This is a genomic window from Rhizobium sp. 57MFTsu3.2, from assembly GCF_012932765.1.
In the GTDB taxonomy this organism is placed as follows: domain Bacteria; phylum Pseudomonadota; class Alphaproteobacteria; order Rhizobiales; family Rhizobiaceae; genus Rhizobium; species Rhizobium altiplani.
In genome coordinates, this window is the sequence record NZ_JDWI01000028.1 from 77,969 (window position 1) to 91,784 (window position 13,816).

Sequence of the window (13,816 nt, forward strand, 5' to 3'; positions counted from 1 at the left end):
TACCGGCAGCAATTGTCCCCGCCTCTTCTCATCGAACACTGTGTCCACATCGCCCGCCTTGGCGCGGCCGGGATGACATGCCAATTTCCGACCGACAGCTGAATGTTGACGAGGAATGGCAATGAACATCAGGAATGAAGAGAATCCCTCCGGCGGCCGCTACGTTGCAGAGGTCGAGGGCCATCAGGCCGAAATGACCTATTCCCGCGCATCGCCGGCGCTTGTCATTATTGACCACACCGGCGTACCCGATGCGCTGCGCGGCAAGGGCGTTGGCCAGGCACTTGCTCTTCATGCCGTCGAGGAGGCACGCAAAGGGGGATGGAAGATCTTCCCGTTATGTCCCTTCTTCAAAGCGCAAGCGCAACGCCACGAGGAGTGGCGCGACGTCATTAACGGTTAGCCCAATAACGCCAAAAGCCATGTATGACGGACGTGACGGCCCATCATGCATGGCTTTTTTCGAGGCGATCCCAAGGTGCCGACAGCACCCGTTTCCCGCCTTAGGCTCTTGCCCGGACTGCGCCGTCGCGCTCTTCGAGCGCGGCTGCACGTGCATATTCCGCCTGTATCTCTTCCAGCGCCTGTTCAAGCGCCTCTTCCTGCATCTTCAGTTCCTTGATCGAGACCTGAAGATTGTCCGCGCGCTGGCGAGCTGCCTTTGCGAAGGTCGGATAGGCGAAGTGATTCGGGTCGGAAATGCCGGACTTCTTTTCCTCGACGACGATCTGGCTCTCCAGATCCTTCGTCATCCTATCAAATTCGGACATCATCATCTGCAATTGCTGCAGTTGGCGACGTTTTTCGTTCACCTGAAACTCCTTCAGGCGAACTAGGCTCTCACGCGACTTCATACGCATTACTCCAGTGATGCGAGACCCCTGCTCCACTTTAAATCGCCCTTGCCGGCCGCTTTGACGCGGCCTGCTAAAAAATTTCCGTCGGTATTAACAAAAACCTACCGCTGGTAACCTTTCGTTTACGGGCATCGTTAATGATAGTGCCGATGATTTAAGGGTCGGTAAACACAACTACGCGATTTCCGATACTGTTTCATTGGTGAGTCGAATGAATCGCTTACCGGCCGTTCTTAATGTAAAAGTTAAGATCTGGCTTTGCGAATTCTCGTTGGAAAACAGCGGAATGGACAAAATATTTAATAAATTCGTTACCTCTTGCCAGAGTGAATCAGAATTTGTTAACCATTTCGTGGCAGCTTCCAAATCACGCAATGATGTATTCGGTATCGCGTAGGGGCCAGACCACCTTTCGGCGGCGGTAAAGGGGATAATAATGCGGGTACTACTCATTGAAGACGACAGCGCGACAGCGCAGAGCATCGAATTGATGCTCAAATCAGAAAGTTTTAACGTCTACACCACCGATCTGGGTGAAGAAGGCGTGGACCTAGGGAAGTTGTATGATTACGACATCATCCTTCTCGATTTGAACCTTCCCGACATGTCCGGATATGAAGTGCTCCGCACTCTCCGCCTGTCCAAGGTCAAGACACCCATCCTGATTCTCTCGGGCATGGCCGGTATCGAGGACAAGGTTCGCGGTCTCGGCTTTGGCGCCGACGACTACATGACCAAGCCGTTCCACAAGGACGAACTGGTTGCGCGCATACATGCAATCGTTCGTCGTTCCAAGGGTCATGCCCAGTCGGTCATCATGACCGGCGAACTGATCGTCAACCTCGACGCCAAGACGGTCGAAGTTGGTGGCCAGCGCGTGCACCTGACGGGCAAGGAATACCAGATGCTGGAGCTTCTTTCGCTCCGCAAGGGCACCACGCTCACCAAGGAAATGTTCCTGAACCATCTCTATGGCGGCATGGACGAGCCGGAACTGAAGATCATCGACGTCTTCATCTGCAAACTGCGCAAGAAGCTCGCAAATGCTGCCGGTGGCGCAAACTACATCGAAACCGTCTGGGGCCGCGGCTATGTTCTGCGCGAGCCGGACGGCGCCGAGTACGCCGAGACCGCCTGATACGTCAGCCCCTTTGCCAAGACTGAGAAAATCCCGTCCTCTGTGGCGGGATTTTTTCGTTGTGACATAGAAAAAGCCGCCCGTGGCGGCTTCGATCGTTGGCGGGTAGTCGCAATTATGCTGCGATAGCGCGGTGGCCGAATACGGCCGTCAGAATCTTGCGATCGAAGGGTTTGAGGAGGAAATCAGTCGCCCCTGCCCGCTTGCCCATCATCAGCTTCTTGAGGTCGGCCTCAACCACGCAATAGTAGATTTTGACGTCCTTGCCGCCTTCCATGCCGCGGATCGCCGAAATCAACTCGAGCGCGCGGTCCATGCCAGAATCGACGATCAGGTATTCTGGAAGTTCCACCTGGCAACTGGAGAGAGCTTCGACAACGTTGGAGGCTTCGATGACCATGAAGTCGAGTTCGGAAAGGATGCGCTTCCCCACCTTCCGAACGACGTCAGATGAGTCGGCGATCATAAACCTCTGCATGGCTGCTCCTTGCCCCAGCTTCTAATGCGGCTGGCGTGTTATCGGCCAAGAATAGAAACATTAGGCTAAGGATTTATTACCTCGACGGTCGGATCGCCGTCGAGGTCCCTGCATCAAGCTGCGATGACGTCAGCGGTAAACGTAAGTTCTTCGGCGGTCGCGCTATGCCCGAGCGCCATACCGCATTCATCGGCAAGCAGCACGGTGTAGTAGGGCTGGATCGAGTGGGCGTCGATGGCTTCCTCGATTTCCCCCGTAGAGATCTCCACGAATTTCGGCGGCAGGCGCATCAGCTTGCCCTTCGCAACGATCTTGAATTTTGCGTCCAGTTCGGGGTTCTCAAGCGTGACTTCGATGACACCGCCACGTGGAATTGACGAATAGGCTACCAGGAAGAGATTGAGCAGCAACTTGACGCGGTTCTTGGCGATAATCGCGCGCGGACCAGTCCAGACAACCTCGGTCTTCTTCTCCGCGGCAGCAAAATCCTTCGCCGCACGTTCGGCTTCGCCGGTATCGATCGAAGCCCCGACCGATCCCGAGGCCCCGAAGGCAAGCCGGGCGAACTTCAGACGGACAGAGGCGTTGAGCGCGCTTGTCCTGATAAGATCCATCGCGTCGGCATCGGCGCCGCCCTCGTCCAGAAGCTCCAGACCATTGTTGATTGCGCCAACCGGCGAGATGACGTCATGGCAGACGCGGCTGCACAGAAGCGCGGCCAGGTCGGGGCCAGCAAGGGTGAGGTTTGGATTCTTCGACATCATAGTCTCCAGGAGGGCGGCAGGGTCATTCCGCCGCCTCTTTTGCGTCATTTAAATTGCGCGAAGTTTGCGGCCGTACTCAGCGCCATAATGACACCATATTTGGTAAACCGATTGTTAAGACCATACGCGCAAAATGAACGAAACGCCGGAAACGGCTCATCGTACCGACCATGATGAACGGATAACACCATGCGCGCCCATTTTTTCGGAAGACTCTCCGCCATCTGGCGGCTTCTCGTTGCGCTGACATTTTCGCCCCTCGCGCTTGTCCCAATGCAGGCATCGGCGCAGCAGTCTAACGGCGGCCAGTATTCGATGCAGGAAATCGTCGACGCTGGGCACTCGTTCTTCGGCTCGACCAGCGGCGGGCTGGCCAAGGTGATCGAAGCCGCCTTTCAGAAATACGGCCTTCCCAACGGCTATGTCCTCGGCCAGGAAGGTTCCGGAGCTTTCATCGCCGGTCTCACCTACGGCGAAGGCCAGTTGAATACAAAGAATGCCGGTGAGCATCCGCTCTACTGGCAGGGTCCGTCGCTCGGGATCGACTATGGCGGTCAGGGCACGCGCGTCATGATGCTCGTCTACGACCTGCCCTCGACCGACGCCATCTACGCGCGCTTCGGTGGCGTCAGTGGTCAAGCCTTCGTTATCGCCGGCTTCGGCATGACGCTTCTCAAGAACGACAACGTACTGGTGGTGCCGATCCGCACAGGCGTCGGTGCTCGCCTCGGATTGAATGTCGGCTACCTCAAGGTCACCCCTAATCCGACCTGGAATCCCTTCTGATTCCCATCGGCGCAGCGAACTCTCGCTCGCCGTGACCTATCCGCCACTTGCTCTACGCGTCAGGTCCGCTTAATCATTGGTCCTGACGCAACTCAACTTCTGGAAGCCGTGGCCGCGCCGTGATCGAATATGCTCTCTTGTTCGGATTGGGCTTCCTGGCGGCAGCGTTTCTCGTCTTTCTCGTGTCGCCTGCCGTCCACCGCCGCATCGTCTGGTATACGGAAAACCGTATGCGCGCGACCATGCCACTCAGCCCGCAGGAAGTGCGCGCGCAGAAGGATATGGTCCGGGCCCTCTATGCTGCCGAGAACGCCAAGACGACACAGGACCTCGTGCGCGAGCGCGAAAAGTCGCTGGCGCTGCAACTGAAGCATGACTCGCTGGCGCTCGACGCAGGACGGTTTGCCGCCGAGATCGAGGGGCTACAGGCGCAAATCAGCGACATGAGTGTCGAGGCCGCGGAACAGCGCTCGCACCTGCGCAAGGACGAGAACTACATCAGCCAGCTTAAGACGAGCCTCCACATCGCCGAGCAAGCAAGCGCCGCCAAGGAAGGCGAGCTCGACGCTCTTCGCACGCGCCTTAACAAGCTTGCGGAGCAGACCGACAATCTCAAGATCGATCTCGCAGCGCGCGATACCGAAATCGAGAGCCTGACGTTCAAGGCGAACGCAGTCCGCATCGAGCGCGACAATCTTCGCCAGGACGTGAACCTGCTGCAGAAGCGCGCCAAGGATGCGGAGCAGGCGCTCGCCCAGCATGAGCACGCAGTCATCCGGCTCGAGGACAAAGCGGGGCGCGATGCGGCGTCAACGGCCGACAAGGATACGCTTCTCGGACGCCGCCAGCAGGAAATTACCAAGCTGAAGGAACAGATCAAGGCGGCGAATGCCGAGCTGCGCAAGGCAAACCGTGCATTGCGCAACGCTGGACTTCAGCCCGTGGTCGCAGATGCGGTTTCAGAGGAGCGGGCAACCGAGGAAACAATGCCGACTGAGCTCGACACAGCAGCGATTGCAGCGCGCCTGAGCGACGAAGTGCGCAAGCGCAGCGCCGCGGTCTCGGAACAACTTCTGAAAGCGAAATCCGACACCAGCCACGACGGTGCGATACGTGAAGAGATCGCCGGCATTGCTGCAAGCATGGTTGCATTGACCGCTATCAACGAAGGACCCTCCTCACCGATCCGCGACCTTCTGCCGGATGGCACCGACAATCAGGACGGAGAGCGTATCAACCTCGCGCAACGCGCCGCGACAATCCTGTCCGAACCGGGCTGAACTCAGATCAGCTTCGCTGCCGATGACATGGCAAAGAGGGCGATGCCGGTCGCCGTCGCCACATTGAGGCTGTCCAGTCCCTCCGACTGCGGGATCCGCGCGCTTTGAAAACGTTCCAGGAGTGCAGGCGGCAGCCCCTCGCCTTCCGTACCCACGACCAGCGCCATGCGATCGGTTGGCGGTATGGCTCGAATGTCGGTCTCCCCGCGCGGCGAGAGCGTCCAGATTGCAAAGCCACTCGCAGCAAGCCGTGTTAGAACGTCGAGCGCCGTGCCCTTCCGCTCATAGGGAACACTGAGTACGGAGCCGACAGAAACACGTAGCGCCTTGCGATAAAGCGGGTCACACGAAGTCTCATCGAGAAAGATGGCATCCGCCTTGAAGGCGGCCGCATTGCGGAACATCGACCCGGCATTGTCATGGTTGGAAATACCGCAGCCGACAAGGACAAGCGAACGATCGGGCAATCGGTCGACAAGCTCGGTTCCGACCACCTCTCGCCTGCCAAGGGCCAACACGCCTCGATGGAGATGAAACCCGACGATCCGATCTAGGACGTCCGCCTCTGCGACATAGACCGGCACGTCATCAGGCAGTCTCTCGAGGATTGGAGCGACGCCGTCGACACGGTTCCTGAGAAGCAGCACTTTTTCGGTCGCAAAGCGACCGCCGTGGCTCGCTTCCACAAGCACGCGAAGGACTACCGTGCCCTCCGCGATGAAGCGGTTCTGCCGGCCGGTCAGATCGCGCTCGCGGATGTCGCGAAAGTCAGCGATACGAGGATCGTCCGCGCTCTCGATGGCAACGAGGCGAGAGGCCATTGTCCTAGCCGCCGCTGACCGTCACATCGGCAACAATGCGCCCCGACTTGATATCGAAGATGAGCGACTTCTTGATTCCATCGGCTGTCGCGCCAAAGAACATGATCTGGCCTCCCGAGAGCGACGACGACTGGATGACGAAGCCCGACGGCAAAGTTGCCGTGACCGATACCGGCGCATCGGATGGTACACCGGCAGAAGTTACGGCTGTCGGTTCCTTCGCGGGCGCGCGCATCGCTTTGTAGACAACCGCGCCGAAGACAGCCATAAGGCTCACGAACATGATGACGCCTGAGACGATCTGCAGGCGGATCATCTTGCGCCGGACACGTTCCATCGCCGGATCCAGGGGCTTTTCGTCCTGATCGTCTTCTGGCTGGATATTCGTCATATGTGGCGTTCCGTTCTTTAAGTAATTCGGAGAAGAAGCGTCTTGAGCGACCCCTTTAAACAAGCTGCCGGCATTAGAAAAGTCCTCACCGCCGACGAGAACGCCGAAGGCCGTCTTGACGCGTGGATGACCGGACAGCTCGGCGAGGAGTTTTCGCGCAGCCGCGTGAAGGCGCTAATCAAGGAGGGCCAGGTCTCCGTGGGCGGCAAGATCCTCGCCGATCCGCAGAAAAAGGTTCGTCCAGGCGACACCTTCGAGATCCTGCTGCCCGAGCCGGAGGATCCGACGCCCAAGGGCGAGAATATCCCGCTCGATATTCTTTATGAAGACGATGACCTCATCGTCATTTCCAAGCCGGCCGGTCTCGTGGTGCACCCCGCGGCTGGCAATTGGACGGGCACGCTCGTCAACGCGTTGATCTATCATTGCGGCGACAGTCTTTCCGGTATCGGCGGTGTGCGCCGTCCGGGCATCGTCCACAGGCTGGACAAGGACACCACAGGTGTCATGGTCGTCGCCAAGAACGACATCTCCCATCGCCATCTGTCGCTGCAATTCGCCGACCATGGGCGGACCATGCCGCTGGAGCGGGCTTACCAAGCGATTGTCTGGGGCCGCCCTCGCACGCTGACTGGAACGATCGATGCACCGCTCGGCCGCGCCGTCGGCGACCGCACGCGTCGCGCCGTCAAGCGATCCGAGACGCAGGATGCCGACGAGGCGATCACCCACTACGAAGTGCTCGAACGCTTCCATGAGAATCCTGATGCCACGTCGCTAGCCTCGCTGGTCGAGTGCCATCTCGAAACCGGCCGCACCCATCAGATCCGCGTCCACATGGCACATATCGGCCATCCGCTACTCGGCGACACCGTCTACGGAGCAGGTTTCAAAACAAAGGCAAACCTGCTTCCGGTTGCCGCCAGGAAGACCGTGAATGCCTTCGGAAGACAGGCGCTCCACGCCTACATGCTGCAATTCGAGCACCCTCGCACCGGCGAGGTCATGCACTTCGAGGTGCCTCTGCCCGAGGACATGGAAGAGTTGGCAGACGCCCTGCGTGCGGAGCGAGAGTAACGCCTTCGTGAAGCGGTGTATGGTCTTGAACCCCTGTTCCGCCATACTTATCTGTATATTGACTTAGTGCGGGCTTGGATAAAGCCGCATGTCCCGGTTTGCCTTTCGACGCAGGGGCGCGTTCCATTGGGAACCGGAATTCAGATAGGAGGGTGCTTTATGGCCCGAAATAACTTGCCGTCCATTACCGCCGGCGAAAACGGTCTCAATCGCTATCTCGACGAAATCCGCAAATTTCCGATGCTGGAGCCGCAGCAGGAATACATGCTGGCGAAGCGCTATGCGGAACACGGCGATCGCGAAGCGGCACACAAACTCGTCACCAGCCACCTGCGCCTCGTTGCGAAGATCGCAATGGGCTACCGCGGCTATGGCCTACCAATCGGCGAAGTCGTCTCTGAAGGCAATGTCGGCCTGATGCAGGCCGTCAAGAAGTTCGATCCGGAGCGCGGCTTCCGTCTTGCCACCTATGCCATGTGGTGGATCAAGGCCTCAATCCAGGAATACATCCTGCGTTCGTGGTCTCTGGTGAAGATGGGTACGACCGCCAACCAGAAGCGGCTGTTCTTCAATCTGCGTCGCCTCAAGGGCCGTATCCAGGCCATTGACGATGGCGACCTGAAGCCGGAACACGTTGCTGAGATCGCCACCAAGCTGAACGTCTCCGAGGAGGAGGTCGTTTCGATGAACCGTCGCCTTTCCGGCGATGCCTCGTTGAACGCACCGATCAAGGCCTCGGAAGGCGAATCCGGTCAATGGCAGGATTGGCTCGTCGACGACCATGACAGCCAGGAAGAGGTTCTTATCGAACAGGATGAGCTCGACACGCGCCGCCGCATGCTGGCGAAGGCGATGAGCGTTCTGAACGACCGCGAGCGCCGTATCTTCGAGGCACGTCGCCTCGCGGAAGATCCGGTGACCCTGGAAGACCTCTCGTCCGAATTCGACATTAGCCGCGAACGCGTTCGTCAGATCGAGGTCCGCGCCTTCGAAAAGGTCCAGGATGCCGTCCGCAAGGACGCTCTCGAACGCGCCAAGGCCGTTCGCGTGGTCGAAGCGACCGCGTAACGCCATTGCAATTTCAAATCAAAAAGGGCGGGACCGATGGTCCCGCCCTTTCTTTTATCCATTCGACAGGCGCTTATTGGCTGGTCGATACATCGCCAAAAGCAGCCCATTCCTTGATCGCGGCGTTGAACGCCTCGCCGCCCGTAGTACCCTTCTGCATCGTCAGAAGCGCGCGGCGACCATTGCGGTAGGTGATCGGCATATCGATCCAGTCGCGGCTTGAAAGGAGATCGAGGTTCGCCTTGCGCGCATCCGGATAGTCGTTCAGCGCGATCATGTGGAAATCGTCGGTGATCTTTGCCGGAACGGCAATCAGGGCGTCGCCCCGATCCTGTTCGGTTCGCTTCATCGAGATACGCTGAACGCTCTCGATAGCGCCACCTTCAAAGTTCGGCGGCAGCGAGAAAACCACCTCGACGATGTGGCTGGCCGGCAGCGACGCATCGGAATTGCGCTTGAAGGTAAGCTGCGCCGACAGATTGCGTTCTGGAACAGTCACGGTCCCCTGTACGGTCGCTTCCTGCCTGCCATCCGGGCCTGTCTCGTGCTGAAGACTCCAGACGACCGAGCCCTGGATGGCGGTCGGTGAACTCTGACCGATCCGCTCTTCGTACAGGAACATCTTCTCGGAGGAGCCGACCGGCGCAGCTTGCGTGGCTCCAGCCGCCGGCGGCGTCGTCGCGGGTGCGGTGGCAGCCGGGACGGCAGGTGTCGTCGAGGTCGCGGGCGGCGTCGGATCCGCTGCAGCAACGTTCTGCTCGGCTACCGACTTTCCTTCCGCCGTAGGCGTTCCCGGAACGGAGGCCGGACCGTTGTCGACTTCGGTGCCATCGGCAAGAAGCCGCTGGTTGAACTTGTTGTTGACGGAAGCCCCGTCATTCAAGGACGCAACTTCCTTGTTTGCCTCAGCTGGCTTCGCATCGCTCCTCTGGGGCGCCGCATCCGGCTTGGCAGGCGTCTGCTCGTTCTTCGCGCTCTGCGAGGGAGCAGCGCTGACGAGGTTTTTCACCATTGACGACAGCGCGTCCCGATTGATCCAGGCAGCGTATCCGCCACCACCGACCACGCCAAGCGCAATGAGGATCGTCACGATGGAGCCAATGCCGAAGCGACGGCGCTTCGGCTCCATGCGCAGGTTCTTACCCTGGAACTTAGCAGCAACAGCACTGTCGAGATCGGCGGCCGGAATGCCATCATCATCTTCGGCAACCACGCCGCGGTTGTCGTATCCGCGAAGCGGCTTTGCCTCCTGCCAATTGGTTTCCGGTACAGCTTTTGCCGGCGTCCCATGAATTTCGGAGAAGAGATCGCCGTCATCGAAATGAGCGTTGATCGGAACTTTCTTGCCGTTTTCGATCGGTGGCAGATCGTCGAAGGCTGCGGCCTCCCAGGAGAAGCCCTCATTCGCGGCGGGCATCTTCACGCCGCCCGGCGTATGGTCGAATCCCGTGATGACGTCTTCAAACGCGCGCGCCGCTTCGTTGGCCGGAGCAACCGGCGCAGATTCCGAAAACTGCCTGAGTTCTTCGAGCGCCCAATCCGTCTGCGCATCCTTGGCCGGAGGTGCAGGCGTTTCCTCTACTGGCTCTGCCCACACCGGATCGAAATGCGCAGCGGCATCCGCTTGGAGCGGCTCCTCCTGGCTGCGATCCACGAATTCTTCCGGCGGACGATCCAGCCCATAGACGGGCTCGACAAGGCGATTGGTCAGGTCGTAGTCGCGAGCAATTGGCTGCAGAACCGGCTCTTCGTCGGGCGGCTCGGGCGGCTCGACAACAGGCTCCTCGACTGCGCCAACATACTCCTCGTGACCGTACTGCTCCTCGCGAGCGACGTCGTCTTCATGAGCGGCCTGCCAATGCTGGACAGGCTCGGCTTCCCCGACAGGAGCGCGCGGCTCTTCATGCTCCCAATGTGCGTCCTGCTGCGCGGTGTGTTCCTGTTCGGCAGCGACAGGCTCCTCATAATGAGGCGTAGGTTCTTCGTGATAGGGCGCAGGCTCTTCGACCGGCTCTTCGTAGGCAGGCGCAGGTTCTTCGGCTGCCATCTGCTCTTCGTGAACCGGCGTTTCATGCGCCGGCTCCTCGACCACAGCTTCGCTGGCAACCGGTTCGGGAACGGCCGCTTCCGGCTCGTTGGCCGCTTCGGCGCTTGCCTCAACCTCAGGCTCGGCGGCTAGCGCTGCATCGTCGACCAGAACGGCTTCTGCGTGTTCGGCTTCGACTTCGCGGATTGCAGCTTCGAGTTTTTCAAGCTGCCGTTGCAGCATCGCTTCCGGTGGGCGCGGCTTCATATTCTCGAGCTGCCGCTGAACAGCACCGCGAGCACGCTCGTAGACTTTCACCCGCATCTCGGGAGTATTTTCAGACAGGCCGTCAACCGCCCGCCGGATAACTGCGATAAAATCCGCCATTCGTACTTTCTCTAAGAGTGCGGTCCGCCCTGCGAACCGCACAAATAATGACCCGCGACCTTAGTCCTCAAACGGATCGGTCACAAGTATCGTGTCGTCGCGCTCAGGACTTGTAGACAAGAGAGCGACGGGCGCCCCGATCAGTTCTTCGACCTGGCGAACATACTTGATTGCCTGGGCCGGCAGATCAGCCCAGCTGCGTGCGCCGACAGTCGATTCCTTCCAGCCTTCCAGCGTGATGTAGATCGGCTCTACGCGGGCCTGGGCAGCCTGGCTAGCCGGAAGATAGTCGATCTCTTTGCCGTCAAGCTTGTAGGCGACGCAGATCTTCAGTTCGTCGAGACCGTCGAGAACGTCGAGCTTGGTTAGCGCGATGCCCGTGATGCCCGATGTCTTCACCGTCTGGCGGACCAGAACCGAATCGAACCAGCCGCAGCGGCGCGGACGACCGGTATTGACGCCGACTTCGCGACCAACTGTCGAAAGATGCTTGCCGATCTCATCGTTCAGTTCGCACGGGAACGGACCTTCGCCCACGCGCGTCGTGTAAGCCTTGGTGATGCCGAGAACATAGCCGATTGCCGTCGGGCCGAGACCCGAGCCGGCGGCGGCCTGACCGGCAACCGTGTTCGACGAGGTGACGAAGGGATAGGTGCCGTGGTCGTTGTCGAGCAGCGCACCCTGCGCACCTTCGAACAGGATGCGGGCACCGGCCTTGCGCTGGTCGTCGAGGATACGCCAGACCTGGTCGACATAAGGCAGAACCTGGTCGGCGACCTCGTTCAGTTCCTTCTCGAGCGATTCCACCGAAATCTCCGGCAGTCCGAGGCCGCGGCGCAGCGCATTGTGGTGCGTCAGCAGACGGTCGATCTTGGCCGGCAGCGCTTCCTTGTCGGCCAGGTCGATGGCGCGGATCGCGCGGCGACCGACCTTGTCTTCATAAGCCGGGCCGATTCCGCGGCGAGTGGTACCGATCTTGGTTCCGCTGTTGGAAGCCGCGTCTTCGCGGAAGCCATCGAGGTCGCGGTGCAGCGACAGGATCAGCGGTGCGTTGTCCGCGATGCGCAGCACCTCGGGCGTTACATTGACACCCTGCGCGCGCAGCTTCGCGACTTCGGCGACGAAATGATGCGGATCGACGACGACGCCATTGCCGATGACACTGAGTTTGCCGCGCACGAGGCCGGATGGCAGAAGGGCAAGCTTGTAGCTGACACCGTCGATGACCAGCGTGTGGCCCGCATTGTGTCCGCCCTGATAGCGCACGATCACATCGGCGCGTTCCGAAAGCCAATCGACAATCTTGCCTTTGCCTTCGTCACCCCATTGCGAACCGACTACAACTACGTTCGTCATTCACGTCTTCCTGTTAAAGGCGGATTTAACCGCACCCTTCTCAAACCCGCGCATCTATAAAGCTTTGTCACCGGGAAATCGACCCTGTTATGCCGCCGAAATCGGCTTTTTACGTGACAAATCAGCCATCATCGGGCTATTGGCCGATCATGTCCCAAGGTTGAGAACCACATCGCCGTCATCTGGAAGAATCGCCTGTGCAGGTCGCCGCTTATATTTCTCTCGTCGTCGCGGCACTATGCTGGGGCGGAAACGCGGTGGCGGGCAAGCTCGCGCTCGGGCACGTCAGCCCGATGACGCTGACGTTTCTGCGCTGGTTCCTTGCGACGGCACTCATTGCCGCCGTTTCCGTACCGCAATTGAAGCGCGACTGGCCGATCGTCCGCAAGAACCTGCCGCTGCTCTTCTTCTACGGCATCATCGGCTATACGCTTTTCAACGCGATGCTTTACTCGGCCGTCCAGTACACAACCGTGATCAATGTTGCGATCGAGCAGGCCGGGATCCCGATGCTGATCTTCCTGCTGAACTTCGTCTTCTTCCGCACAGGCGTTTCTACAGCACAGATAGTCGGCTTCGCCATGACGCTCGGCGGCGTCGCATTGACCGCCGCGCATGGTGACCTGACGACCCTGCTGCAGCTCGGTCTCAACCGTGGCGACGGCCTCATGCTGATCGCCGTAGCCGCCTATTCTGTCTACACGATTTTTCTACGCTGGAAACCGCCCCTTGATTGGCGCACGCTGATGGCGATCCCCGCCCTCGGCGCAACGCTGACAGCAGTGCCACTTCTCATCTGGGAGGGCACGCAAGGTGCTGTGCAATTGCCAGATAACAAGGGCTGGCTGATTGCCTTCTACACTGCCATCTTCGCGTCCCTGCTTGCCCAGATCCTCTATATCAAGGGCGTCGAGGCGATCGGCGCAAATCGCGCCGGGCTCTTCATCAACCTCGTGCCGGTCTTCGGAACGCTGTTGTCCGTGGCGCTGCTTGGCGAGCATCTTCAGCCGTTCCATGTGATCGCGCTTGCGCTCGCTTTGGGCGGCATTGCCATCGCCGAAAAAGGCCGTCCCCAGCGCGCAGTCTCGACCGTCCCCGCCTCGCCTATGGACTAGGTGTGTAGTCCCTGAGTGTGATGGTGCATCATTGAACCTGAGTCGTCAGGAAGAGGATGCATTATGGGAAGTATTCTTCACGGCAGCGCCCGCACGACGCCGCGTCTTCGAGCCGAATTCCAAGCGTCGCAAGAAAGTACCCGGTCCCTTGCCGCCCGCTACGGCCTGAACTCGAAGACGGTGGCCAAATGGCGCGAGCGGACCACGACGGCCGATGCACCGATGGGGCCTAAGTCTCCCAAGAGCACGGTGCTGACGCCGGCTGAGGAGGC

Annotated in this window: 14 protein-coding genes and 1 pseudogene; 8 read left to right on the forward strand and 7 right to left on the reverse strand. The window is 59.6% G+C overall.

Annotated features, from left to right (window positions below; translation table 11 throughout):
- Positions 1-121 precede the first annotated feature (121 nt).
- Positions 122-403 (forward strand): GNAT family N-acetyltransferase, encoded by a 282-nt coding sequence (locus AF71_RS24395; protein WP_018117275.1) that lies wholly within the window; start codon positions 122-124, stop codon positions 401-403.
- Between the two features lie 100 nt (positions 404-503).
- On the opposite strand, the gene AF71_RS24400 is transcribed toward AF71_RS24395, so the two are convergent.
- Positions 504-854 (reverse strand): hypothetical protein, encoded by a 351-nt coding sequence (locus AF71_RS24400; RefSeq protein WP_018117276.1) that lies wholly within the window; start codon positions 852-854, stop codon positions 504-506.
- 439 nt (positions 855-1,293) lie between these two features.
- Between AF71_RS24400 and ctrA the strand changes: the two genes are divergently transcribed.
- Positions 1,294-1,995 (forward strand): cell cycle two-component system response regulator CtrA, encoded by a 702-nt coding sequence (gene ctrA / locus AF71_RS24405; RefSeq protein ID WP_003542362.1) that lies wholly within the window; start codon positions 1,294-1,296, stop codon positions 1,993-1,995.
- Positions 1,996-2,110: 115 nt separating this feature from the next.
- Here the strand turns inward: ctrA and AF71_RS24410 are convergent, their stop codons facing one another.
- A complete protein-coding gene (locus AF71_RS24410) occupies positions 2,111-2,473 on the reverse strand; it encodes a response regulator (protein ID WP_018858209.1) in 363 nt (120 codons plus the stop codon).
- 113 nt (positions 2,474-2,586) lie between these two features.
- Positions 2,587-3,234 (reverse strand): histidine phosphotransferase family protein, encoded by a 648-nt coding sequence (locus AF71_RS24415; RefSeq protein ID WP_018858208.1) that lies wholly within the window; start codon positions 3,232-3,234, stop codon positions 2,587-2,589.
- Positions 3,235-3,510: 276 nt separating this feature from the next.
- On the opposite strand from AF71_RS24415, the gene AF71_RS24420 reads away from it, so the two are divergent.
- Together AF71_RS24420 and AF71_RS24425 are read left to right on the forward strand one after the other, a co-directional pair.
- A complete protein-coding gene (locus AF71_RS24420; protein ID WP_245267975.1) occupies positions 3,511-4,023 on the forward strand; it encodes an EipA family protein in 513 nt (170 codons plus the stop codon).
- 119 nt (positions 4,024-4,142) lie between these two features.
- Positions 4,143-5,303: a hypothetical protein gene (locus tag AF71_RS24425; protein ID WP_113470937.1), complete on the forward strand. Its 1,161-nt coding sequence runs from the start codon at positions 4,143-4,145 to the stop codon at positions 5,301-5,303.
- A 2-nt stretch (positions 5,304-5,305) separates the two neighbouring features.
- Here AF71_RS24425 and AF71_RS24430 read toward each other — a convergent pair whose 3' ends face one another.
- Together AF71_RS24430 and AF71_RS24435 are read right to left on the reverse strand one after the other, a co-directional pair.
- Positions 5,306-6,124, reverse strand: a complete 819-nt coding sequence (locus AF71_RS24430) for an RNA methyltransferase (RefSeq protein WP_018858206.1) — start codon at positions 6,122-6,124, stop codon at positions 5,306-5,308.
- Between the two features lie 4 nt (positions 6,125-6,128).
- Positions 6,129-6,515 (reverse strand): hypothetical protein, encoded by a 387-nt coding sequence (locus AF71_RS24435; RefSeq protein ID WP_018117282.1) that lies wholly within the window; start codon positions 6,513-6,515, stop codon positions 6,129-6,131.
- A 42-nt stretch (positions 6,516-6,557) separates the two neighbouring features.
- On the opposite strand from AF71_RS24435, the gene AF71_RS24440 reads away from it, so the two are divergent.
- The gene (locus AF71_RS24440) at positions 6,558-7,592 is read left to right on the forward strand and encodes an RluA family pseudouridine synthase (protein ID WP_169683571.1); all 1,035 of its coding nucleotides are present in this window, start codon (positions 6,558-6,560) and stop codon (positions 7,590-7,592) included.
- A 159-nt stretch (positions 7,593-7,751) separates the two neighbouring features.
- Positions 7,752-8,660, forward strand: coding sequence for an RNA polymerase sigma factor RpoH (rpoH, locus tag AF71_RS24445; RefSeq protein WP_018117284.1), 909 nt, complete (start codon positions 7,752-7,754; stop codon positions 8,658-8,660).
- A gap of 73 nt (positions 8,661-8,733) precedes the next feature.
- On the opposite strand, the gene AF71_RS24450 is transcribed toward rpoH, so the two are convergent.
- Positions 8,734-11,073, reverse strand: coding sequence for a hypothetical protein (locus tag AF71_RS24450; protein ID WP_169683574.1), 2,340 nt, complete (start codon positions 11,071-11,073; stop codon positions 8,734-8,736).
- 60 nt (positions 11,074-11,133) lie between these two features.
- Positions 11,134-12,429 carry an adenylosuccinate synthase gene (locus AF71_RS24455; RefSeq protein ID WP_018117286.1) on the reverse strand — a complete coding sequence of 432 codons (1,296 nt, stop codon included), beginning with the start codon at positions 12,427-12,429 and terminating at the stop codon, positions 11,134-11,136.
- Between the two features lie 197 nt (positions 12,430-12,626).
- Between AF71_RS24455 and AF71_RS24460 the strand changes: the two genes are divergently transcribed.
- Both AF71_RS24460 and AF71_RS24465 read left to right on the forward strand, forming a co-directional pair.
- A complete protein-coding gene (locus AF71_RS24460) occupies positions 12,627-13,544 on the forward strand; it encodes a DMT family transporter (protein ID WP_113470940.1) in 918 nt (305 codons plus the stop codon).
- A gap of 63 nt (positions 13,545-13,607) precedes the next feature.
- Positions 13,608-13,816 (forward strand): annotated as a pseudogene (locus tag AF71_RS24465) (IS481 family transposase); the annotation flags it as partial.